Source organism: uncultured Proteiniphilum sp. (genome assembly GCF_937873925.1).
Lineage (GTDB): Bacteria > Bacteroidota > Bacteroidia > Bacteroidales > Dysgonomonadaceae > Proteiniphilum.
The window spans coordinates 1-22,662 of sequence record NZ_CALNAT010000028.1 but is presented as its reverse complement, the minus strand read 5'-3'; the positions used below and the strand labels follow the sequence as shown (position 1 = coordinate 22,662).

Annotated in this window: 23 protein-coding genes and 2 pseudogenes; 14 read left to right on the top strand and 11 right to left on the bottom strand. The window is 44.2% G+C overall.

The window, feature by feature from the left end:
• Nucleotides 1–115: 115 nt before the first annotated feature.
• The 8 genes and pseudogenes from Q0502_RS01870 to Q0502_RS01835 all read right to left on the bottom strand — a co-directional run bounded on the left by Q0502_RS01870 (nt 116) and on the right by Q0502_RS01835 (nt 5,935).
• A pseudogene (locus Q0502_RS01870) lies at nt 116–1,008 on the bottom strand (aldo/keto reductase).
• 128 nt (nt 1,009–1,136) lie between these two features.
• Complete coding sequence (locus Q0502_RS01865) at nt 1,137–1,880, bottom strand: dienelactone hydrolase family protein (RefSeq protein ID WP_298646445.1); 744 nt, start codon at nt 1,878–1,880, stop codon at nt 1,137–1,139.
• Between the two features lie 40 nt (nt 1,881–1,920).
• On the bottom strand, nt 1,921–2,331 hold the full coding sequence (locus Q0502_RS01860) for a DUF6157 family protein (protein ID WP_298646443.1): 411 nt from the start codon (nt 2,329–2,331) through the stop codon (nt 1,921–1,923).
• A 177-nt stretch (nt 2,332–2,508) separates the two neighbouring features.
• On the bottom strand, nt 2,509–3,225 hold the full coding sequence (locus Q0502_RS01855; protein WP_298646442.1) for a DUF3307 domain-containing protein: 717 nt from the start codon (nt 3,223–3,225) through the stop codon (nt 2,509–2,511).
• Nucleotides 3,222–3,866, bottom strand: a complete 645-nt coding sequence (locus tag Q0502_RS01850; RefSeq protein ID WP_298646441.1) for a hypothetical protein — start codon at nt 3,864–3,866, stop codon at nt 3,222–3,224. The genes Q0502_RS01855 and Q0502_RS01850 overlap by 4 nt, the downstream gene beginning before the upstream one ends.
• 241 nt (nt 3,867–4,107) lie before the next feature.
• Nucleotides 4,108–4,704: a GNAT family N-acetyltransferase gene (locus Q0502_RS01845; protein WP_298646440.1), complete on the bottom strand. Its 597-nt coding sequence runs from the start codon at nt 4,702–4,704 to the stop codon at nt 4,108–4,110.
• Between the two features lie 97 nt (nt 4,705–4,801).
• Nucleotides 4,802–5,287: a hydrolase gene (locus Q0502_RS01840; protein WP_298646438.1), complete on the bottom strand. Its 486-nt coding sequence runs from the start codon at nt 5,285–5,287 to the stop codon at nt 4,802–4,804.
• Nucleotides 5,288–5,374: 87 nt separating this feature from the next.
• On the bottom strand, nt 5,375–5,935 hold the full coding sequence (locus Q0502_RS01835; protein ID WP_298646437.1) for a DUF1697 domain-containing protein: 561 nt from the start codon (nt 5,933–5,935) through the stop codon (nt 5,375–5,377).
• 567 nt (nt 5,936–6,502) lie between these two features.
• On the opposite strand from Q0502_RS01835, the gene ettA reads away from it, so the two are divergent.
• The 8 genes and pseudogenes from ettA (at nt 6,503) to Q0502_RS01800 (ending at nt 14,560) form a co-directional block, all read left to right on the top strand.
• The gene (gene ettA, locus Q0502_RS01830; RefSeq protein ID WP_298646435.1) at nt 6,503–8,182 is read left to right on the top strand and encodes an energy-dependent translational throttle protein EttA; all 1,680 of its coding nucleotides are present in this window, start codon (nt 6,503–6,505) and stop codon (nt 8,180–8,182) included.
• Between the two features lie 117 nt (nt 8,183–8,299).
• Nucleotides 8,300–9,898 (top strand): DUF5686 family protein, encoded by a 1,599-nt coding sequence (locus Q0502_RS01825; protein ID WP_298646433.1) that lies wholly within the window; start codon nt 8,300–8,302, stop codon nt 9,896–9,898.
• A 67-nt stretch (nt 9,899–9,965) separates the two neighbouring features.
• Nucleotides 9,966–12,101 carry an FUSC family membrane protein gene (locus Q0502_RS01820; RefSeq protein ID WP_298646431.1) on the top strand — a complete coding sequence of 712 codons (2,136 nt, stop codon included), beginning with the start codon at nt 9,966–9,968 and terminating at the stop codon, nt 12,099–12,101.
• Nucleotides 12,102–12,158: 57 nt separating this feature from the next.
• A complete protein-coding gene (locus Q0502_RS18905; RefSeq protein ID WP_366521729.1) occupies nt 12,159–12,344 on the top strand; it encodes a lantibiotic dehydratase C-terminal domain-containing protein in 186 nt (61 codons plus the stop codon).
• A gap of 121 nt (nt 12,345–12,465) precedes the next feature.
• Complete coding sequence (locus Q0502_RS01815) at nt 12,466–12,828, top strand: hypothetical protein (protein WP_298646429.1); 363 nt, start codon at nt 12,466–12,468, stop codon at nt 12,826–12,828.
• Nucleotides 12,783–13,415: a hypothetical protein gene (locus tag Q0502_RS01810; protein ID WP_298646427.1), complete on the top strand. Its 633-nt coding sequence runs from the start codon at nt 12,783–12,785 to the stop codon at nt 13,413–13,415. Before Q0502_RS01815 ends, Q0502_RS01810 begins: the two co-directional genes overlap by 46 nt.
• 126 nt (nt 13,416–13,541) lie before the next feature.
• A pseudogene (locus Q0502_RS01805) lies at nt 13,542–14,000 on the top strand (ATP-binding cassette domain-containing protein); the annotation flags it as partial.
• A gap of 80 nt (nt 14,001–14,080) precedes the next feature.
• Nucleotides 14,081–14,560 carry a hypothetical protein gene (locus Q0502_RS01800; RefSeq protein ID WP_298646425.1) on the top strand — a complete coding sequence of 160 codons (480 nt, stop codon included), beginning with the start codon at nt 14,081–14,083 and terminating at the stop codon, nt 14,558–14,560.
• A 152-nt stretch (nt 14,561–14,712) separates the two neighbouring features.
• On the opposite strand, the gene Q0502_RS01795 is transcribed toward Q0502_RS01800, so the two are convergent.
• The 3 genes from Q0502_RS01795 to Q0502_RS01785 all read right to left on the bottom strand — a co-directional run bounded on the left by Q0502_RS01795 (nt 14,713) and on the right by Q0502_RS01785 (nt 15,490).
• Complete coding sequence (locus Q0502_RS01795; protein WP_298646423.1) at nt 14,713–14,922, bottom strand: type II toxin-antitoxin system YafQ family toxin; 210 nt, start codon at nt 14,920–14,922, stop codon at nt 14,713–14,715.
• Complete coding sequence (locus Q0502_RS01790; RefSeq protein WP_298646422.1) at nt 14,919–15,176, bottom strand: toxin-antitoxin system protein; 258 nt, start codon at nt 15,174–15,176, stop codon at nt 14,919–14,921. Before Q0502_RS01790 ends, Q0502_RS01795 begins: the two co-directional genes overlap by 4 nt.
• Nucleotides 15,177–15,259: 83 nt before the next feature.
• The gene (locus tag Q0502_RS01785; RefSeq protein WP_366521731.1) at nt 15,260–15,490 is read right to left on the bottom strand and encodes a nucleotidyltransferase domain-containing protein; all 231 of its coding nucleotides are present in this window, start codon (nt 15,488–15,490) and stop codon (nt 15,260–15,262) included.
• Nucleotides 15,491–15,761: 271 nt separating this feature from the next.
• On the opposite strand from Q0502_RS01785, the gene Q0502_RS01780 reads away from it, so the two are divergent.
• The 6 genes from Q0502_RS01780 to Q0502_RS01755 form a co-directional block, all read left to right on the top strand.
• Nucleotides 15,762–16,757 (top strand): DMT family transporter, encoded by a 996-nt coding sequence (locus Q0502_RS01780; RefSeq protein ID WP_298646420.1) that lies wholly within the window; start codon nt 15,762–15,764, stop codon nt 16,755–16,757.
• Nucleotides 16,758–16,834: 77 nt separating this feature from the next.
• Nucleotides 16,835–17,851: a tRNA (adenosine(37)-N6)-threonylcarbamoyltransferase complex transferase subunit TsaD gene (gene tsaD / locus Q0502_RS01775; protein ID WP_298646418.1), complete on the top strand. Its 1,017-nt coding sequence runs from the start codon at nt 16,835–16,837 to the stop codon at nt 17,849–17,851.
• 374 nt (nt 17,852–18,225) lie between these two features.
• Nucleotides 18,226–19,032, top strand: a complete 807-nt coding sequence (locus Q0502_RS01770) for a formate/nitrite transporter family protein (protein ID WP_298646416.1) — start codon at nt 18,226–18,228, stop codon at nt 19,030–19,032.
• Between the two features lie 38 nt (nt 19,033–19,070).
• Nucleotides 19,071–21,311 carry a formate C-acetyltransferase gene (pflB, locus tag Q0502_RS01765; protein WP_298646414.1) on the top strand — a complete coding sequence of 747 codons (2,241 nt, stop codon included), beginning with the start codon at nt 19,071–19,073 and terminating at the stop codon, nt 21,309–21,311.
• A gap of 145 nt (nt 21,312–21,456) precedes the next feature.
• Nucleotides 21,457–22,182, top strand: coding sequence for a pyruvate formate-lyase-activating protein (gene pflA, locus Q0502_RS01760; RefSeq protein ID WP_298646412.1), 726 nt, complete (start codon nt 21,457–21,459; stop codon nt 22,180–22,182).
• 313 nt (nt 22,183–22,495) lie between these two features.
• The coding region (locus tag Q0502_RS01755) for a glutamate--tRNA ligase family protein (protein ID WP_298646458.1) at nt 22,496–22,662 on the top strand (167 nt) is incomplete at its 3' end.

Sequence of the window (22,662 nt, the reverse complement as noted above, 5' to 3'; positions counted from 1 at the left end):
AATAGTTCTCTCTATGGCAAAGGACAAACTTGTTTGCCCTTTGCTAATTTAGCTTAACGAAATAGTTATTTTTTAGCATTACAAGAACGCTCTAAGGTCTTTGCGAAATGCTGGCCTATTTACTTGAATTATCCAGTAAATCCAAATCTTCTTTATCCAAATTTAGTCTGGTAGCTTCGAACAAAGTTTCCAACTGGCTTTGGCTTGTCGCACTTGCAATGGGTGCCCCGATATGTGGTTGAGCCAGAAGCCAGGCCAATGCGACTGCTGCCTGTGATGTGCCGTGTTTTCCGGAAACTTTATCCAAAGCATCCAAAACGGTAAAACCTTTTTCGTTCAGGTATCGTTTCGCTCCCGCACCCCGGACGCTCTTGCCGAAATCGGCTCCGGAACGGTATTTCCCTGTCAGAAATCCTGCCGCCAACGACCAGTAAGGAAAAACACTCAAATTGTATTTTTCCACCAAGGGCAGGTATTCGTTTTCATATTTTGTCCTTTCTACCAGATTGTAATGGGGTTGCAAAGCGACATATTTGGGGAGATTGTTTTTATCCGCCGCTTCAAAAGAGGCTGTCAATCTTTCGGGTGAAACATTGGAAGCGGCTATATAGCGGACTTTTCCGGCCTTTATCATTTCGTCGTAAGCGGATAATGTTTCTTCGACGGGCGTTTTTTCATCATCAAAATGGGTGTAATAGAGGTCGATATAGTCGGTCTGAAGCCGTTGCAGCGACTCATCTACGGATTGGAGAATATGTTTTTTGCTGATATCAAAACCATGCCTCTTGATTTCAGCCATTTCCCTATAATGGTTTCCGACAATCCTCCTGTTCCGTTTACCCACCAGGGATAAGTATCGGCAGTATCAATGAAGTTTCCCCCCTTTTCAATGAATTTATCTAAGATTTCAAAGGACTTGGTTTCATCCAATGTCCATCCGAATACATTTCCGCCCAGATTGAGGCGGGTTATCTCCAGGTCAGTATCGTTGATTTTTATTTTACCCATAATAATTCCTTCTTTTTCTGTTTTCCGGCAGGCTTTCAGATATATTCTGCCACTTCTTTCTTTGTCGGAGTTTTTTTATTTTTTGTTTTGGAATTCGTGAAAAAGTTCAATTACATTCGACTATTTCGTTATTTTAAGACCTCTTCGAGGAACATCAACGTATGCTTCCAGGCTCTTTTGGCCATTATTTCGTTGTATTCATGCGATTCGGGGTTGGTGAAAGTGTGTCCGCTATTGGCATATACAATGATCTGCCAGTCGGCATTGCCTTCGGTCAGTTCCTTCACAAGGTTGTCATAATCTTTCCGGGAGACGCTTTGATCTTCCGCCGGATGTTCCACCAACACTTTTGTTTTTATCGGAACATTCGGCCTGTTTTCATCTTTGGCCAATCCCCCGTGTATTGAAACGACACCCTGTACGTCAAATCCTGCGCGTGCCGTTTCCAGGGCTCCCGTGCCACCGAAACAATAACCGATAACAGCTATTTTACCAGCCAAAGCGCCTTGCTTTTTCAGTTGTTCCAGCGCCACTGCGATCCGGTGCTGATATGCCTTATAGTCGTTTTTGTAAGAGCCGGATAATTTTGCGGCGGATGCATTGTCTTCGGGAATATTTCCTTTGCCGTAGATATCCGCAATGAATGCAATATAACCCTCTTTTTCCAATTCCAAGGCAGCTGTTCTGGCTTCATTATCCACTCCCTTCCATGCGGGAAGAATCAATACGCCGGGTAGTTGCCGGCCTGTATTGGCAGTGACCAACCCATTCAATTCCTGTGCTCCGTCTGTATAGGAGACGGTTTTCAGAGACTGGGCCGAACTTATTTGCAGGGTGCCCATAAGCGATATTATTGCAATTAATTTATTCATGTTCAAATTATGGATTTATTTTGTGGAAAATCTGTCTTTTTTATTTACCGGACTTCATTGCTTTTACTTTTTTTATGGTTGTGTCGGCTAAGAATTGTCGATATGCTCCGGTCTCCATTCCATAGAGTGCGATCTTCCCTTCGCCGTTACTATGGAGGCCAAAACCATAATTTTTGGTCAACGGTGAAGCACGAAAGCAGGGTTGTCCTTTTGAGAAGAATTGCTCTCTTGCCTGTTTGTATTCATTTTCCGGTATGTTGTTCCTCTCCGCATATACCTGAAACAGAATGTCGTCGGAACTGTATCTGTAGGGATTGCCGCTGATCAGTTCGTATTGTATTTGCGCAACGGTTCTTTTATCTTTTACCGGAGGTATTGTCCCCTGATTTACTTTTGTATCTTCTGCCACTTCAATGAATGTATCGATATAATTTGCCGTATGAATTTTCATCTCCAATTTCCTGTTACAATCGTTCCTTATTAAAACAAAAAAAGGGATTGAATGTTTAATCCCTTTTATTGTAGTTGTCTAATATGTTAAGATAATTTCTGTTCAATATATAGGAGGCTTCCGGTTTTACTCCTTTCTACTGTTTTGAACAACTCATTATCCGTTTTAATTCTTGATTTACTCTATTTCATTTAATTTTAGCACAAGCATCGCCGTACCGATGGCTATACCAAAGCTGAGTAATGTTCCGATCAGAATATATTCCGTTAATTTTCTGTCTTTAGATTCCCTTAAATCTCCAAAACGAAAAACCGATTTTGCAGCCAACAAAAATCCGATAGCTCCCCAATTGCCGGCTATTATAAATGTAAATACAAATAATCGCTCTAATATGCCAATGTACTTGCCTGCATTGTTCAGGGATGCGTCATTACTCTCATTTAGGGCTTTTGACCAATTGGACATAAGAACCTGTATTATTATGCTACTTACTACCGTCAAAAAAAGTAGTGCTGTTATGTGACCCCATACATTTATATTTTCGAACCATTCATGAAAATTGATCGTTGGTTCAGCCCAAATATACCACAGAACCAAAATACTGAAGATATGCAACCCCTGATCGATTAAAAACCATTTGGGTTTATTGTCTTCTCTTTGAGCATACAATTTTATTATATCGATTATCCCATGTACAAACATCAGTAGCAAAGCCAAAAGCCAGTAATTCCAATTCCATAATATCCATAGAGATAATATGCCATGCAATAAAATATGCAGATAGAATTTTGGAGATCGGAGTTTTTTAGTCTCTTTCGCTTTTACCCAGGATTTCGGCTGCAATAAAAAATCTCCGATAAGGTGAGCCAATATGAGTTTGATGAGTAAAGTCATGATAGTAGTTTTTTAATTTTTTTTCGATACATCTTTTCTACTTCCATTATCTCCTCCACATTGGCCCGATTCCATCTTCCACTTACACCGCTTTGTTTTATACCCAATAGTTTCCCTATTTCTTCTTGTGTATAGGTATTGTTTTGAAGTACTGCATGTATCAACTCTGCTGAAGAGATGGTCCATTTGTCCATAAAAGTGCCTGCTAATTTCAGATATAAATTGATCTCCTCATCAAAAAGCGACCAGGGACTTTTTATTCCCATGGTGATTTTTTCCTTTTTCAGGGCATCAAATCGCTCTCCGGCATGGATGAATGCCGATCCATTGCTTTCTGATATTTTTACACCTGAATAGGTTTTTTCTCCTATACCAATGCCTATTCTTACATCTATAGTACTGATTTTCTTTCGCTCGTTCAGCGGGGCTATTTTTTTTATCAGCACCTTTATGGCGAGAGCTTTCCGGAGTGCTTCTTCCGGATCCTCAAATTCTACCTGAAAAAAATCACCCCAAACCAATTCCCACTGTTCGGGCGTTTTACCCCATTGCGCCAACAGATTTTTTAATGGTAATAACCATTTATCCTGATCTGTCAGTTTCCTTGATGCGATGATATCTCCTTTTATAACTCCTATCATGATGTGGTAGTTTATTATTTGCAATCACAAAGTTAAACAAAATATTGCATGTTTATGCAATAATCCGAAATATTGCATATTTAAGCAATAATCTACCATATTGCATATTTGTGTAATAATTCAATATATCACGTAAATAAGCGATAATTCGAAATATCGTGGATCTTGTTCGTATTGAGGTATGTCGTCATGGGATATCCTTCTGTAATTTTGGAGATGTTTCATTGTGGATAAAAATAGTTTAATCGATGTAATAACGAACCATCGGGCGGTTTTGTGAAGTCCGGTCAACGATTTTAAACCCTGCTCTTTCAAATGATTTATACAAACCTATCCATGCAAAGGCATCGGACAATTTTTCCTGGGTCGGAATGGTTGGGTATGCCTCGATAATTTTAATTTGATTTTCTTTTGCATAGTCAATAAGCCCTTTTAATAACGCTACAGAAACACCTTGTCTTCGGAAATTTTTTGCAATGAAAGTACAGGGAACAGACCATACGGGTTTGTCGTCAATAGGTTTGTGTACCCTTGATTTCTGAAGTTTAGGAAAATCCTTTCTCGGAGCAAAAGCACACCAGGCAACTGGTAAATCTTCATAAAACCCAAGCAGGCCTGTTGGCTGGTTGTTCCATACAAGTTGTTTCATTGCATTTTTATTTCCGTCATTTGTTTTTCCTTTTTCAAAATCCGTTTTTGAAAGTCGGAAAAACATACACCAGCAATTTCCACAAGCTCCTTTATTCCCAAAAAGCTCGACAAATTTATCCCAGTTGTTCTTAGTCAATGGTTCAAATCGTAATGCCGATAAAAATTTATTATTATTGGTAGTTTTCATTATAATTGGCGGCTTCCCGGAGTATCGTCTTGTCAACAGAAGCGGATAACAGGGGAAGGATTGCTATTTTATTAATCAAATCTTTAATGTTATACCATTATTCTATTTGGGATAGTATTACAACATAGTTTTTGCCATATTTTTTTGCACATTTCGGGCATGTTGTATACCACATATACCACTTCTTTATTTCGTGACCTTTCGATTTAACAATATTCTCATAATCACTACACCATTTTCCTGTATCTTTGAATGGTCCTTCATATACTTTGCTAAAATATTTCCCGCTTAAAGTTGTATTCTCTATCTTGTCTATCCTTTTGTCTACTGCTAAATAGATGTTCATATTCCATTTGCCTGTATGATCTGAAAGGCAAAGTGAATCTGGTATTTGTGCTCCGGCTTCAGTAATAATTTTATCGAGTTTTTTCATCACCTTGCCAAAGTTTACAGGCATATAGAAGAATGTGAATACCCGATGCTTTATGAATTTCTTATTCTGCCATTCTATTGTTTTATCATCCCATTGAGTAGGATTGAATTCCGGGCAACATATTGTCTTATTAACAGATTGGGTTGTCATAATTACCTCCTTTTTATATTGTTTATTCTTGTTGTTTTCTAAAATACAGGGTAATGATAAAATATAAGTTAGGTTATTGTCAGTTATTTAATCATATTTTCCAGTTATTTGTTGTGCTATTCTTAAAAGTTCATTCGTTGTTTTCCAGTTCCTTGTTGTTGCTATGACTTTTAGTTTTGCTTCCAAAAAGTTGTTGTTTAATTTTGACCTGCCGTATCCGTTAGGGCAGTAGAGGTAAGCAGCGTTGCTGGTGACGGATATTTCTTCACCGCTCTGTTTCTTTTTTTCTATGGTATTGAAGTCGTATTTATCCGGGGTTGAAGACAGAAAAGTAATATGTAAAAAAGTCTTGTTTTTGTCATTGTCTTTTACAAACGGATTACCATTGATTATTTGTTGTAGCTTGTCGGTGGACAATACAATGATCGGCACTTGAAAACCGAAATCTTTTTCAATTTGTCCTGATATGGTTTGTGCCAGTTCTTCCGGTGCTGCGTCTTTGCCTGTAAAGATAATATTCCCGCTTTGCAGATAAGTCGTTACGTTACCGAATCCCAAACATTCATAAGATTTCCGTAGGGCGTCCATTTTGATAAGTTTTTGTCCGCTTACGTTAATACCTCTTAGTATTGAAATGTATGTCGTCATTCTTTCTAAATTTTTTTGACATCCGGCATCTTATATATATTGATTCAATTTTTCCATTGGGAAAAAATACTGTATAGAATGTATGGCCACCGTCTAAACATTCGCCAGTTCCATAATTTTGAGGTTTGGCATTCCAATGACTTCCTTTTCTGATTGATTTTTCTTGATTATAGTCTTAAGTTCATCTTCATATTGATTTCGATAATAGTAACTGTACTTTTAATTCTGCTTTCATTCCCGCTTCAGTCTTAAATGGGGAAACTTCCAAAGAAGCTGACTTTAGCCTATTTGTTTGTTCAGTTTACTTGGTATCGAACAGCTCACCAACAGCAATGTTAATATGAATGTAATTGCCTGTTTCACTAGTTTCTTTACAACAACTCACAATGCACAAATATACGCAATAGTTCAAAAAAATAATCATTTATCACAACAAAAGTTTCATTATCTTTGTGCTCCGTTTCAGATTTGGGCTCAGTGGTTATTCAGTGCATAAATCGTATGCACGAAGTGAATAAATCGTATGAAACAAATTATATCAGAAATTTAATTAGTCATTAAAAAAATATGTCCGACGATAAGAAAATTATTTTTTCCATGGTGGGCGTGAGCAAAATGTTTCCGCCACACAAACAGGTATTGAAAGATATTTACCTCTCCTTTTTCTATGGCGCCAAAATCGGTATTATCGGTTTGAATGGGTCGGGAAAATCGACGCTGTTGAAGATCATTGCCGGGATTGAGAAAGAGTATCAGGGCGAAGTAGTGTCCGATAAGAGTTTCTCGGTGGGATACCTTGAGCAGGACCCGGCGCTGGATCCGGATAAAACGGTGATCGAAATTGTCAGTGAAGGGGTACAACCCGTAATGGATCTTCTGAACGAATATGAAGAGATCAACCTGAAATTCGGACTGCCCGAGTACTATGAGGATGAAAATAAGATGAATTCCCTTTTTGCCCGTCAGGCCGAATTGCAGGATAAACTGGATGTTGCCGACGCATGGAATATAGACAACCGGTTGGAGCGGGCGATGGACGCCTTGCGCTGCCCCCCGGAAGAACAACCGATTCGTGAACTGTCGGGAGGTGAACGCCGACGTGTGGCGCTCTGCAGGTTGTTGCTGCAGGAACCGGATGTGCTGCTGCTGGACGAGCCTACCAACCACCTCGATGCGGAATCGATCGACTGGCTGGAACAGCACCTGCAACAGTATAAAGGTACAGTGATCTGTATCACGCACGACCGTTACTTCCTCGATCATGTGGCAGGATGGATCCTCGAACTGGATCGTGGTGAAGGGATACCCTGGAAAGGAAATTATACCTCATGGCTCGAACAGAAGACCAAGCGGATGGAGCAGGAGGAGAAGCAGGTGAGCAAACGCCGTAAGACGCTGGAGCGGGAGTTGGAATGGATCAATCTGGCGCCCAAGGCACGTCAGGCGAAAGGAAAAGCGCGTTTGAATTCTTATGAGAGGTTGCTGAACGAAGATCAGAGGGAACGGGAAGAAAAACTGGAACTCTTTATTCCAAACGGCCCGCGGCTGGGAAATAAGGTGATCGAAGCGGTCAACGTGAAAAAAGCATTCGGCGACAAACTGCTATTCGATAACCTGAACTTTATGTTGCCGCCTAACGGCATTGTCGGGGTAATTGGCCCCAACGGTGCGGGAAAAACCACGCTCTTCAGGCTGATCCAGGGGATAGAAACCCCAGACGCAGGGAAATTCGAGGTGGGTGAAACGGTGGTAACTGCTTATGTGGATCAGGCACACGAAGCTATCGACCCGGAAAAGACAGTTTACCAGGTCGTCTCGGGTGGTTCGGAATTTGTGCGCGTAGGCGGAAAAGAGATCAATGCCCGTGCATACCTTTCCCGTTTTAACTTCTCCGGCGCTGATCAGGAAAAACTGTGCGGTGTGCTGTCGGGTGGTGAGCGGAACCGTCTCCATCTGGCGCTGACACTCAAAGCCGGTGCTAACGTACTGTTGCTCGACGAACCGACCAATGATATAGACGTGAATACTTTGCGTGCGCTGGAAGAAGGGTTGGACAACTTTGCCGGATGTGCCGTGGTGATCTCGCACGACCGTTGGTTCCTGGATCGTATCTGTACGCATATCCTGGCTTTCGAAGATAATTCGGAGGTAGTCTATTTTGAGGGTTCCTATAGTGAATATGAGGAAAACAAGAAGATGCGCCTCGGAAACGTGGAACCGAAAAGGGTGCGTTACAGGAAACTTTGATGATTTGACGATGTGATGATGAAATCATGAAATTCAGAAGTCTTGGTTTTTGAGATTAGTAAATCTACAAATCGGTAAATCGTTTTGATTCTTGCATCTAAACAGAATAAGGTAGAAATGAAAAAAGCTGTTCTCCTCTGTTTAATATCGTTGGCAAGTGTTTGTGCTTCGGTATTCGCGCAAGACACCCTGGTCAAAGGGGTGGTAATCGATGCGAAGTATCGCACACCGGTGCCTTACGCGGCGCTCTTTGTCCAGGGAACGCCCGTAGGAACCGTGGCCAACAATATAGGGGAGTTTTCGTTTACCATTCCCGATTCACTTACCAACAGACAACTATTGGTTGTAAGGGAGAGGTTCGAACTGATCTCTCTTTCTTTGGATAACCGCGATCCGGACGAACTGATCATCGCCCTGCAACCTGATGACTTTGCAGAGAGAAGCCAGACGTTGCGGGACAGCCTGCTAGGGAATTCAAGCGGATTCGGAGCATTCCTTACCAAAGCGGTGAAGTTTGTAACAAACGACTGGATTCCGCTCGGAAACCCGGAAACCAATCGGTTCGATTTCGGCAGGATACAGACTATTCCTACCTATAATCCTATGGAAGGGATCCGGCTCCGAGCCGGCATCGCATCCAATTCCCGGTTGAGCCCGCACTTTTTTGTGAGGGGATATGCCGCTTACGGTTTTAAAGACCAGCGGTTCAAATACCGGGGTGAAGCCATCTACTCGTTCACAGAAAAAGCTTACCATGAAGACGAATTCCCGAAAAATAACCTGCGATGGGTATATGAGAACGATCTCTATTCTCCCGGGGAGATGCATCCCTATGCACTGAACGATCTGCTGCTGATCACTTACAAGCGATCATTTAACGAAGCCACTTATCGCAATTTTGCCGAGATCAATTACGAGAGAGAATACAAAAACGGACTGGCGCATACGTTCCGGGTGAGGCGGTCGCGGTTAGTCCCCCAGGGAGAATTGCAATTCGACAGGCAGTATGATGATATGGTCATTCCGGATGATGCGTTGAGAACAACCGATGTGGGTGTGCTGTTACGCTATTCGGTGAGAGAAGCTTATGATCAGCAAAAACGGAAAAGAATATCGTTAGAGATGACTTCACCGGTTTTTTTTCTCTCCTATACGATCGGTGTAAAAGGTTTTATGGGAGGCGAAGTACCCTATCACAGAACGGAATTTTCGGCACAAAAGCGTTTTTTACTGGGGCGTGCCGGCCGGTTGGATGCGGTGGGAGAGGTGATGAAGATATGGGATAAGGTGCCTTTTCCGTTGCTGGTATATCCTAATCAGCGGTACCGGTACCATATTGAGAATAACTTCTTTTTTCTGAACCGTGCATTGGAGTTTGTGGCCGACGAGCAATACACGCTGCGGATGACTTTTGTGGGAAATGATTTCCTGCTGGCAAAAATGGCGCTAACGGATCAGTTACAATTAAAGGAACTGATCTCATTGAGGGCCTCTTATGGCCGGTTGAGTGATAAAAATAATCCGGCGCTCTCTCCGGAAGGGTTATACCGTTTTCCGTCCGTTTCATATCTGTATGACGCTGTTCCTTATGTGGAAGGAACCATCGGTATCACCAATATTCTCGGGCTTTTGCGTGTGGAATATGTCCATCGTTTTACTTACCGGCATCATCCCGATGCTCTGCTCGGCGCGTTCAGGGTGGATGTAACATTGTAATGTGCCAATGTGAATAATGTGCCAATTGGTAATGTGAAGATGGAATAGGAATAAAAAATGAGAAAAGATGAATAGCAGGACAGAAAGGCTGAAAAATGTAATAAACAACATCTGGATCCATGTCTTCTGGAAAAATCCCGATCATTTATGGGCATTGAAGGTGACGGTATCCATCGCTTTCCTGCTGATCCCTGCCGAGTTGATCTTTCATAACTCTTTTATCGGTACGACCCTGGCGCTGGGTGTGGTTGCGATGGCATTGGGGGAGACCGACGTGCATCCGAAAGGAAGGATCAAATCTTCTGCCATTGCGCTTATACTTTACGGAATTACCAGTAGTTTAGTGGCTATCTTTCTACCTCTGCCGGCCTGGTTTGCAATTGTGTTGCTTGTTCTCTCCTTTTCCCTCCTTTTGATTGGAGGTATCGATTCACGGATGCAGGGCGTTACTTTCGGGACAATGCTTATTTTGGTCTATTCCATGCTGGCGGCTGAAAACAGTGAAAAATGGTATTATCTCCCCCTGTTTTTCACCAGTGGAGCCTTCTGTTATGCTGTGATCTCTATCCTGCTACTTTACTCCAGGCCTTATCGGCTATTGCAACAACAGCTTGCCCGTGGGTTTCACTTCCTGGCAGAATATATCGACCTGAAGGCAAATCTATTCCCCAGCGATCCCCAGGTACAAAAAGTGATCAGGACCCAACTGGCACAAAAAAATATAAATCTGGCGCAACAGATAGAGGCGTGCAAGAACGATCTTTACAGCTATTCAGAAGAATGCAGTCCTGAATCACTTCCGGTGGCGGATCATTACTATCGCCAATGGTTTTTGCTGCAGGCCATGCAGGAAAGGGCCATTTCAAGCCATGAACAGTATGACCTGTTATCCCGCCAAGTCAAGAATAGTGAACTATTGGATGGATTCGGAAGACTGATGAGAGAAATTGCAGCGGCAGTTCGTCTCTATGCCGACTCCCTGCTGATCGAACGACCTTACAAGCATCCATTCTCGTTGAAATGGACGATAACGGCGCTACGGGCAATGCTCGATGCAGAGAAAGACGAACCCTATTATCTTACTTTGTCGTTACTGCTGAGAAACCTGACGGGATTGGAAGAAAATCTCCGGGAGAATGAAAAAACCATCGACCAGATAGATGTGACGGTCTTTCATTCCCGGAAGCCGGAGAGAACCGGTTTGAAATCACTGTTACATGCCACTCATCCCCGTTTTCGCTTTGCAGTGAGGCTTACCTTGTGTTGGATGGTGGGATATGGGATCATGCTTTATTTGAATTTCGGGAAGGGTTCGTGGATACTGATGACATCGCTGATTGTTGTCCAGCAAACCTATAGCGCCACGCGTATCCGGCTCTTTCACCGCGTGTTCGGTACATTGCTGGGGGTTGTGGGAGGGGTCGCCCTGGCACAACTGCTGCCCACCACTCCGGGACAGATACTCTTGTTGCTCACCTCCATCTACTTCTTCTTTTACTGGCTGAAGAAAAACTATACGATCGCTGTTGTCTTTATCACTATCTTCGTGCTGGCAGCTTTCAATTTGCTTTCTAACCAGGGAGTAGCCGTAATGATGCCCCGTATCATCGATACGTTGGTGGGCGGCGCGCTCGCCTATCTGGCTGTACGCTTTATCTGGCCAAATTGGCAGTATAAGCAGCTCCCGGGGCTGATGCTGAATGCGGTGGCAAAAAACAGGCGTTATTTCGAGAGCATCTATGATGGTTCTGTCTCCGAGGAGGATTATCTTCACAACCGGCGTACCGCTTACAATGCCGACAACGCCTTGACCTCCGCCTGGAAATGGATGCGACTGGAACCCAAGAACAGGCGCGGGTACCAGGATAAGGCTTTTAACCTCACTAACCTGAACCATGCCCTGCTGTCCTATATCTCCGCTTTCGGCGTGCATAAGTCCGCGGCCGATTTGTCGGAAAAAGAACTTGATTTTTGTCGTGATGTGAGTGATGTGCTTCGTCTGGTTTCGGAGATGTTGACCAACAACGCTGATAAGGTGCAGATAGATGATTATCTTCAGAGGGCAAACTGCTGGGACGAACAGATGGATAAAATGGTGAATGATGCCGGAAACCGCCGGGCAAGACTCATTTACAATATAGCCCATGTTTCGCGGGAATTACTGACAGAGGCAAAAGGTATCGTAGCGCTGTATGAGGCATAATAAGTTTTTACCCAAGTCTGATTTTAATGAAGCATTTTATAGGAGGAGAGAAGTCGTTTGTCTAAACCGTATATAGATAATATACTGAGCAAAAATAATGATTCGGAAATCTACCGTCTCGTTTCAAGCTATATACATCTTTGCTGCAATAGAACTTTTGACTATGATTTCCGCAAAGGCGAATATATTGTTTATGACATTATTTACAGATACTTAAAAATACAGATTTTTAGTAGAAAATAAATTACTTATTCATTAAACCATTTCTAAGAAGCTTAAACGCCTTCCGTCTGTTACGGATGACAAGGGTGTTTATTCAGTTTTCGGCAAAGGCGAAGCCAAAATCTACATCAATAACCGCGAAATGCGCGACGTGTCGGAATTGGACAACCTCAGTTCGGCAGATATTAAAGATGTGGAAATCGTCAATAATCCGGGCGCACGCTACGACGCTTCGGTAAAAGCCGTTATCCGCATCAACACCATCCGCAAAACCGGCGACGGATTCAGTTTTGACGTGCGTTCGAGTTATTGGCAGTCGCAAAACACAGACCTGACCGAACAGCTTAACCTGAATTACCGCTGCAACGGATGGGACGTTTTCACCACGTTTACCTATAATCGCGATGCCTGGCTCCAGGACAGCAAATTGCGGCAGTCAACCTATGTGGATAGCTTTGGATGCAGGAAAATACGCTTTACGCAGACGGCGTTTTCAAGACACTGACCGGAATTGCAGGCGTGAATTACGAGATTTCACCCAAACACTATGCGGGTATGAAATGTACGCTTTCAGTGTTTCCATCCTATGGGATGTTCTCAACACTCAACAGCACAGTACTTGCCGATGGCGTTTTCTACGATAAATGGAACAGCGTGGAAGAAAAAGACATACGTCATAAACCCACACACTGGTTTAATGCATATTATAACGGCGATTTCGGCGATTTGAAAGTCGATTTCAACGCCGATTTCTATGCAAACAGGCAACGGTCACAATCGCACGTAACTGAAACAAGCCAAGAGTATGACAACCGGACGGTTAATTCCGAGAGCAAGGTAGACAACCGGTTGATCGCCTCCAAACTGGTACTTTCATATCCCGTCTTTGGAGGGCAGTTTTCGTTGGGAAGCGAATATACCGATACACATCGCGAAGATGAATACCAAAACAGGGAAAATATTGTATCCTCGTCAAACACCACCATCAAGGAACGGAACAACAGCTTCTTCGTGGAGTATTCGCGAAGAATATCCGCCGGACTACGACAGCCAAATGGAATTGTACCAACTGAACCGTTACGACAGCCGTGAATTTGAACTGACAGTGCGTTACAAATTCAACTCGGCAAAAAGCAAATATAAAGGAACCGGTGCCGGTGAAGCGGAAATAAAACGTTTGTAAATTTACACTAAAATGTCCTTCCCCTTCACCAAACAACCATTGCCCGCAACATCGCTGTGGCGGGCGACGAGATCGATCTGGAACGGTTACGCCACGCCGCCCGCGTAGCAAATATCGCGGAAGACATCGAGCGCCTGCCGCTGGGATACAATACGAAGATCGGGCAGGACGGGCAGGGGGTGAGCCAGGGACAGCGGCAGCGCATCCTTATCGCCCGGGTGGTGTACAAGAATCCGCCGTTCATCTTCCTCGACGAAGCGACCAACTCACTGGACGCGAACAATGAAAAGGCCATCGTGAAGAATCTGGAAGTATTTTACCGGGATAAAACGGTGGTCGTGGTGGCGCATCGCCTCAGTACGGTAAAGAACGCGGACCGGATCGTGGTGCTTGACGGTGGACGCATCGCAGAAACGGGTACGCACGAGGAACTGACACAAAAACGGGGGAAGTACTACGAACTGGTGAAGAACCAGTTGGAACTGGGGAATTAACAGTTAAAAGTGAAAATACTAATGTGCCGATTAGTGGATGTTATAATGAGATAATTGCAACCCCAAATCCATAAGTAAAGATGGAAGAGAATAAACCAATAGAACTGCGCAGCGAAAAGGTGCGGAACATTATCGGGCGGATGCCCCCGGTGTTGGTGCGGTACGGCACAGTCATGATCGTTGCCGCGTTACTGGTACTGGCCGGTATTGCCGCCTTTGTCCCATACCAGCCGAAGATATCTATAGAGATCACTGCTATGCAGGATGAAGGGGGGAAGGTGCATTATATTGCATGGATACCGCAGCGTGCGATGTTACAACGGGGCAAAATCGCATTTATCGCGGGCCATCCTCCGGTGGAAGGCCCCATGCCGGTACGTTTTGTCTTTCATGACGTTCCCGACACGCTACATGTTTCCCGTTCGGGAGGCTGGTACGAAGTGGAGGTCTATCCCGTAGACCACGACGGGCAGGCCATTAAAATACCGGCACCCTTTACTTTTCCCGCGAAAATAGAATTAAGATATACCACTTTTTGGAAATGGGTTGCCAGAAACTGAAAAATACTGTCGCCTTTGGCTGTTTTTTGGTGGTCTGCTCTTAAATGGGAAAAGTTCTTTAGCAAGTCATTAACGAGAATTCCGGTAAAACCTTTAAAATAATTCCGAATGACTACCAATCCTGACAATCTCTATATATTTATTGTTTTCATCTAACCAAATGAGCAAAAATCGGGCTCAATATGACACTCCAGGCAGCCCTTGTACTGTCCTATTAGCTGATGAGGTTGGAAAGTTTCAGGGACTTGAATGTCATTAATGAGCATATATAAGACTTGGTACAGTTTCTCCATTTTACGGGGATTATTCCTGTACTTCTTTAAGTCTTTCTTCGCTTTGGTACTATAACGAAGTTCTTTCATTCGATATCATTTACAGATTTTATGAAAGAATCAAAATCTTTCATGTCTATAGTCCCTGCATACTTACCCGTTTTTGCCTCTTTGATGGCTGCCTTTGTTTCATCGTTCGGTTCGTTATAAACGCTTTCCATGAGAATACATTCCACATAGTTGCTTAGGCTTCTATTCGCTCTTCTCGCTTCTGCTTTCAACCTGTTCACTAAGTTTTCATTCAGTCTAAAAGCCGTTTGTTTTTTTACTATTCTCGTTTCCATAATTACATTTATGTTATATATTTACTTACTTTGTATTACAAATGTAATATGTATTTTCTAATTATCAAAACATTCAAAATTGATTATGGTGTCAATTTCTTGATCTCACTCATAATACGTTTAAGGAAAGAAGGGCGCAGGTTCTTGTGTTTGCGCACAACATCAACAGGCATGTCGAAAAACTTTTCGAGTTCGGCGGGAAAGCTTACCATCGATTTCAATCCCAACGACTTGCCTTCATAATAAATATCAATATCACTGTCTTCGGTCTGTTCGCCACGTGCCACAGAACCGAAAATTCCAATGCGCTCTATGCCGTACTCTTCGGCGTATTACAATTTAAACTGTTTCAGTTTCTGCAAATATTCATCGGTAGTCATCATTGCTATATAGATTTTAATACCTACAAAAATAAGACTTTACTCCTAAATTTACAAGATTTATTTGACTGAACTCTTTGTAAGCGGGAAAGCTAAAAAATGATTACTAAATTCTTTTCCATTATCTTTGCATCCGTTTTATCGAAAAAGCTACTACTATTTTTGAAATGTGTTTAGGGCTTTCGTGAGTTGGAGATAGGAAGAAATGAATCGAAATAAATTCATCGGAGGGATTTTTGTTTTTCTTGGGGCATGCAGCTTCGGAGTTCTATCGACGATTGTAAAAAATGCGTATGAGGAAGGTTACACCCTCGGACAAATAACCGGAAGCCAGGCTTTCCTGGGAATGGTGATGTTGTGGGCGCTCTATTCCTTGCAAAAGTTTCTGTCCGGGGCAGGGAACCGCACTCCTTTGGGGGCTGCTGGAAACGCTTCCTCAGGCCGGATAGTGCGTAGCGGGGAACAGCCCCTCCGGTCGCTTGCCGGTGACAATAGTTCTCCAGGCCGGACCGCCTGGTGGAAAGTGGCTTTTGCCGGGATCTTCACAGGATTGGTCGGTATTTTTTACTATCAGTGCGTAAAACTATTACCCGCATCCATTGCCATTATCCTGTTGATGCAATATCTGTGGATCAGCATTTTGATTGAAGCGGTCCTGTTCAGAAAAAAACCGCATAGAATGCAACTGATTGCCGCTTCAATAGTGCTTGTCGGCACGGTGTTCGCGGCAGGTATATTTAACGAGGCTGTGACTTTAAATATAAAAGGGATAGGATTTGGCTTGTTGGCTGCATTTTGTTATGCCCTGTTCCTGATAGCAAGCGGCAGGGTAGGGAATGATCTGCCGGTTTTGAAAAAAGGAGCATTGATGATTACCGGCTCCTGTATTGTCACCTGGATGATTTTCCCACCGTTATTTTTGTTTGACGGACTGTTTTTCGACGGACTTTATAAATGGGGATTGATGCTGGCATTGCTTGGAACCGTTATTCCTCCTCTGTTTTTTTCTTTTGGCATGCCGCGTACCGGAGTTTCGCTGGGCGCTATCCTTAGCGCAGCAGAGTTGCCGGTCGCAGTAGTCTCTTCCAGTTTTATCCTTCAGGAGAATGTGCAGGCGCTTCAATGGGTAGGGGTATTCCTTATTCTCTTTGCCATCGTGCTTACAAATATAAAATTCCGGAGAACAGCAAACAATATATAAGTGTTATTCTCCTGTTGAGTTCAAGTGAATCACTTCATACAACAACTGAATTTTTTCGATAAGTGAATTTGAATAAAATGATTACAATATTAGGTATAGAGTCTTCCTGTGATGATACTTCTGCTGCCGTTATCCGCGACGGAGTGATCCTCTCGAACGTGATCGCCGGTCAGGCAGTCCATGAACGATATGGTGGCGTAGTGCCGGAACTGGCATCACGTGCACACCAGCAAAATATCATTCCTGTAGTGCATGATGCCCTGAAGCAGGCCGGCATTACAAAAGAGGAGATCTCGGCTGTGGCTTTTACACGGGGACCGGGACTGTTGGGCTCATTGCTGGTCGGCACGTCATTCGCAAAAGGATTCTCATCGGCACTGAATATTCCGATGATCGAGATCAATCATCTTCAGGCGCATGTGCTGGCACATTTTATCAAAGAGGATGAACATGATACTAATCAACCCGGATTTCCCTTTCTCTGCCTGCTGGTTTCCGGCGGTAATTCGCAGATCATATTGGTGAAGTCTTATGATGATATGGAGATTGTAGGGCAGACCATCGATGATGCCGCGGGTGAAGCGTTCGACAAGTGCGCCAAGGTGATGGGACTGGGTTACCCCGGTGGCCCGGTGGTGGACAGGCTGGCCAAGCAGGGCGATCCCGACAGGTTTACTTTCAGTAAACCGCGTATCGCGGGTTATGATTACAGCTTCAGCGGACTGAAAACGTCGTTCCTCTATTTCCTCCGCGATAAGCTGAAAAATGATGCTGGTTTTATTGAAAAGAACAAGGAAGATCTCTGCGCATCATTGCAGAAAACCATTATCGATATTCTGATGGATAAGCTCTATTCCGCGGCTGTAGACCTGCAAATAAAAGAAGTGGCGGTAGCCGGAGGGGTATCGGCCAACTCAGGCCTGCGGAACGCTTTTGAAGAGTATAGCCGCCGTTACGGATGGAAGATCCATGTTCCCAAGTTTGCTTATACCACCGATAATGCTGCCATGGTCGCCATTTCCGGATATTATAAATATCTCGACAGCCGGTTCTGTCCCCCGGATGTGGTACCCTACGCCCGCGTGTCGATATAAAGCGGGTTTCATACGCCTGTTTTATTTTATATCCACTTAATTTCTTTATAAAATGTTTATTTCGGGCATCCAGATCCCGGTCGCCGGGATTTAATGGGGTGTATATAAATCGCCCCCTGATTAAGTAGAAGGATAAGCGAGGAATTTAGAAATTAATTGTAGAAATATTTCCGCAATCAAAGGTTAAATCGTATCTTTGTATCCGATTTGATTAGGATTGTTAAAGGTTATACGAAAATATTTTTTTTTGCAGTAAAGCACTTCCCTTTATCGGTCTGGGTTTATGTTTTTGAACGTTTTCGTTAAGCTAAATGAATAGAGACTGAACTTGTTCGGACTATATCATAGCGAGAAAACGACTGATGTAATTAAATATGAATTATTATACCCCGGCAGAAGCTGCCGAAGCGTTTAGGATCACAGCAGTTAATAAATCGAAACTTCCGTTTCTGCAATTTGCTATTGCGGCTATTCTCGGTGGGGCATTTATCGCATTCGGAGGATTGCTGGCTGTGATGGTCGCCGGAGGAATGCCTGAAGCGGGCAGCATCAATCCGGGACTTGTGAAGTTTGTGGCGGGAGCGCTTTTCCCGGTCGGACTTATCATGGTCTCCGTCACCGGAGCCGATCTGTTCACCAGCGATTGTGCCGGTTTGACCTTCCCGTTATGGAAGCGGGAGATGCCGGCAGTGAAAGTGGCGAAAATACTCCTGCTTTCCTATCTGTTTAATTTTATCGGAGCGCAATTCATCGCTTTCGTATTGTCTGCCAATGTAGGCTTATTCGATAAAGAACCCTGGCAATCCTATCTGCACCATTATTCCGAAGCAAAAGTGAATCAGGATTTCATCCGTGTATTGGTAAAAGGGATCGGGGCTAACTGGCTGGTATGTCTCGGCATGTTTATGGGATATACGGCGAAGGACATCATAGGGAAAAGCGTTGCCATATGGATCCCTATCATGATCTTTGTGGTGCTTGGTTACGAACACTCCATCGCCAATATGTTTTTCATCCCGGCAGCTATATATAGTGGCGCCGACATCACCTGGGGCGATTTTCTTTCGAAAAACCTGCTTCCCGCGACTCTCGGAAATATTGTCGGTGGCATGTTATTGGTGGGTACGGTGTACTGGTACCTGTTCCTTCATCATCCGGAAAAAATAAATAAACACAGCTAATTTCAATATATACACATTTTTAAATTAATATATCAACGATGAATAATCAGCATGAATCTTGGAAAGGCTTTAAAGGCGACGTCTGGAGAAACGAAATCAATGTAAGGGATTTCATTATGAACAACTATACGCCGTATGAAGGCGATGATAGTTTTCTGGTTTCTTCCACCGAACGTACCCGTAAGGTCTGGAACAAGTTGACGGAAATGTTCAAAGAAGAGCAAGCCAAAGGCGTATACGATGCCGAAACCAAATATCCGCAGGAAATAGACACCTACGGGCCGGGATATATCGACCAGGATAATGAAGTGATCGTCGGTTTGCAGACCGATGCACCGCTCAAACGCGGGATCTTTCCGAAAGGCGGCATCCGCATGGTGGAGAACGCATTGAACGCGTACGGGTACGAACTGGATCCCATGACCAAAGAGATTTATACCCGCTACCGGAAAACGCACAATGAAGGTGTTTTCTCCGCTTATACCGACGAGATGGTAGCTGCCCGCCGTTCGGCCATTATTACCGGATTGCCCGACGCTTATGGTCGCGGCCGTATTATCGGCGATTACCGCCGTGTACCGCTTTACGGAACAACAGTCCTGATCCGGGAGAAGAAAGATTTTCTGAAACGCCTCGATATCCAGGAAATTACGGAACGCGTTATACAAAGCCGTGAAGAGATTTCGGAACAGATCAAAGCGCTGAAAGTTTTTGAGAAAATGTGCAATGGCTACGGATTTGATGTGACCGAACCGGCAAAAAATGCCCGCGAAGCCGTTCAATTCCTTTATTTTGCTTATCTGGCGGCAGTCAAAGACCAGGACGGGGCGGCCATGTCGATTGGTCGTACTTCGACTTTCCTCGATATTTATATCGAAAAAGATATCAAAGCCGGATTATTGACCGAAGAAGAAGCGCAGGAATTGATTGACCAGCTTATCATAAAACTACGGATCGTACGTTTCCTCCGTACGCCGGACTACAACGACCTGTTTTCGGGTGATCCGGTGTGGGTTACCGAGTCGTTGGGCGGGCAGACTGTGGATGGCCGTACCCTGGTGACGAAAACATCGTTCCGTTACCTGCATACGCTGTATAACCTCGGCCCGGCTCCCGAACCGAACCTGACAGTACTTTGGTCGCGGAGTTCTCCTGAGAACTGGAAACAATTCTGTTCGAAAGTGTCGGTGGATACCTCTGCCATCCAGTATGAGAACGATGACCTGATGCGCCCTGATTACGGCGATGATTACGGGATTGCCTGCTGTGTGTCGCCGATGAAGATCGGAAAACAGATGCAGTTGTTCGGCGCACGTGCCAATCTGGCCAAGTGTTTATTGTATGCCATCAATGGAGGCCGTGATGAGAAATCGGGGATTCAGGTGGCGCCGAAATTCGAATCCATTACTTCCGAATACCTCAATTACGATGAAGTGATGGCGAAATTCGAGCAGATGATGCGCTGGCTGGCGAAAGTATATGTCAACGCATTGAAGATCATCCACTACATGCACGATAAATATGCTTATGAAGCATTTGAAATGTCGCTCCACGACGGAGATGTGCAACGTATCCGGGCGACAGGGATTGCAGGACTTTCCATTGTGGCCGACTCGCTCGCAGCGATCCGCGATACGAAAGTGAAAGTGATCCGCGACGAACGGGGAATTGCCGTGGATTTCGAACGGGAAGGCGATTATGTGCCTTTCGGAAATAACGACGACAGTACCGATCAGATCGCGGTGGATATTACCCGCAGGTTCATGGGATATCTTCGTCAGCACGAGACATACCGTAATGCCATTCCTACGCAATCAATCCTTACCATCACTTCTAATGTTGTGTATGGAAAGAAGACCGGCGCAACGCCTGACGGCCGTCCTGCCGGAACGCCTTTTGCTCCTGGTGCAAACCCTATGAATGGCCGCGACACGAAAGGTGCGGTAGCCGCATTGGCTTCGGTAGCGAAACTGCCGTTCCAGCACGCACACGACGGAATTTCCTACACCTTCGCCGTTTCTCCGGGAACGCTCGGCAAGGAACGGAATGTGCAGGTAACGAATATGGTCGGTCTGCTTGACGGATATTTCACTTCAGATGGCGGACAGCACCTCAACGTGAATGTGTTCGACAAGGATCTGTTGGTGGATGCCATGAACCATCCCGAAAATTATCCGCAGTTGACCATCCGTGTTTCAGGGTACGCGGTTAATTTTGTGAAACTGACCAAAGAGCAGCAGTTGGATGTGATCTCAAGGACGATTAATCAGTCACTATAGTATTATTTACTACAGACTATAAGGGGTTGTTCGAAAGGTCACCTGTCCGCTCCCGGTTAATGGATCCCTGATTTCAGGCCGGGTGGGGATGCAAGGCATTGAGTGTGCCGGATACTTTTTGAATAACCCCTGTTTTATTAATTATATGTTAGGACGAATTCATTCGCTGGAGAGTTTCGGAACGGTCGATGGGCCGGGGATCCGCTTTGTGGTTTTTCTGCAAGGCTGTCCCTTGCGTTGCCTTTACTGTCATAATCCCGATACGTGGGATCCGAAACAAACCGGAAAATACCTCCTTTCTCCCGAAGAACTGTTGGCCGAAGTCCTTCGTTATAAGAGTTTCATTGCCAAGGGCGGAGTTACCGTTACCGGTGGAGAACCGCTGTTACAGCCGGAGTTTTTGCTCGAATTTTTTTCTTTGTGTAAAGAGAATAGCATCCATACCGCGCTCGATACTTCCGGAGCCATCTCTTCGCAGGCGGTGTATAAGGTATTGGATGTAGTGGATCTGGTATTGCTCGATGTGAAATCAATCGATGCTGACCAGCATAAAAAACTGACCGGAGTGAGGATCGATAATACGCTGCATTGCCTGAATTACCTCGAGGAGAAAAATATACCCGTCTGGATCCGCCATGTTATTGTGCCGGGATGGACGGATGATGATCTGTTACTGGAGAAAACGGCCGATTATCTTGCTCCCTACCGTTGCATCGAAAAAGTGGAATTGCTGCCGTACCATAATATGGGCGTCCGCAAATATGAGCAGTTAGGGATGGAATACCGCCTGGAAAATACGCCTCCGTTATCGAAGGAACGATTGGAAAACGCCCGGAATATTTTCAGGAATGCGGGACTTCGGGTGTCGTAAGGGTAATATCCCGGGAAAAATGAAAAACGAAAAGTGAAAAGTGAAAATCAACCGAACACAGGATATTTTATACGGCAGTTGTTCATTGTTCCGGCAATAGTAGCTGAGTAGTAATTCAAAAACAGAATATAAAGAGGTAGACCTTTCCGTAATGAAATTTTCGCTAAATTTGCAGGTTATAATCCGAAGGATGGATAAACGCATCTGTAAGTCCCGGCAGTAGGGAATTACAGATACGTTGAACGAACTCACTCTCGTTGTAAACAAAGCCTGTAATAGGTGTTGAAAACGACTAAATTTATTTAAGACGCATATGTTGGAAAAAGAAAAGCCCACAGTCGAAGAGAACAAGAAAAGCCTTAATTTTATAGAACAGATCGTGGAGAACGATCTGAAGGAGGGGAAAAACGACGGCCGCATACAGACACGGTTTCCGCCGGAACCCAACGGCTACCTGCACATCGGGCATGCCAAAGCCAT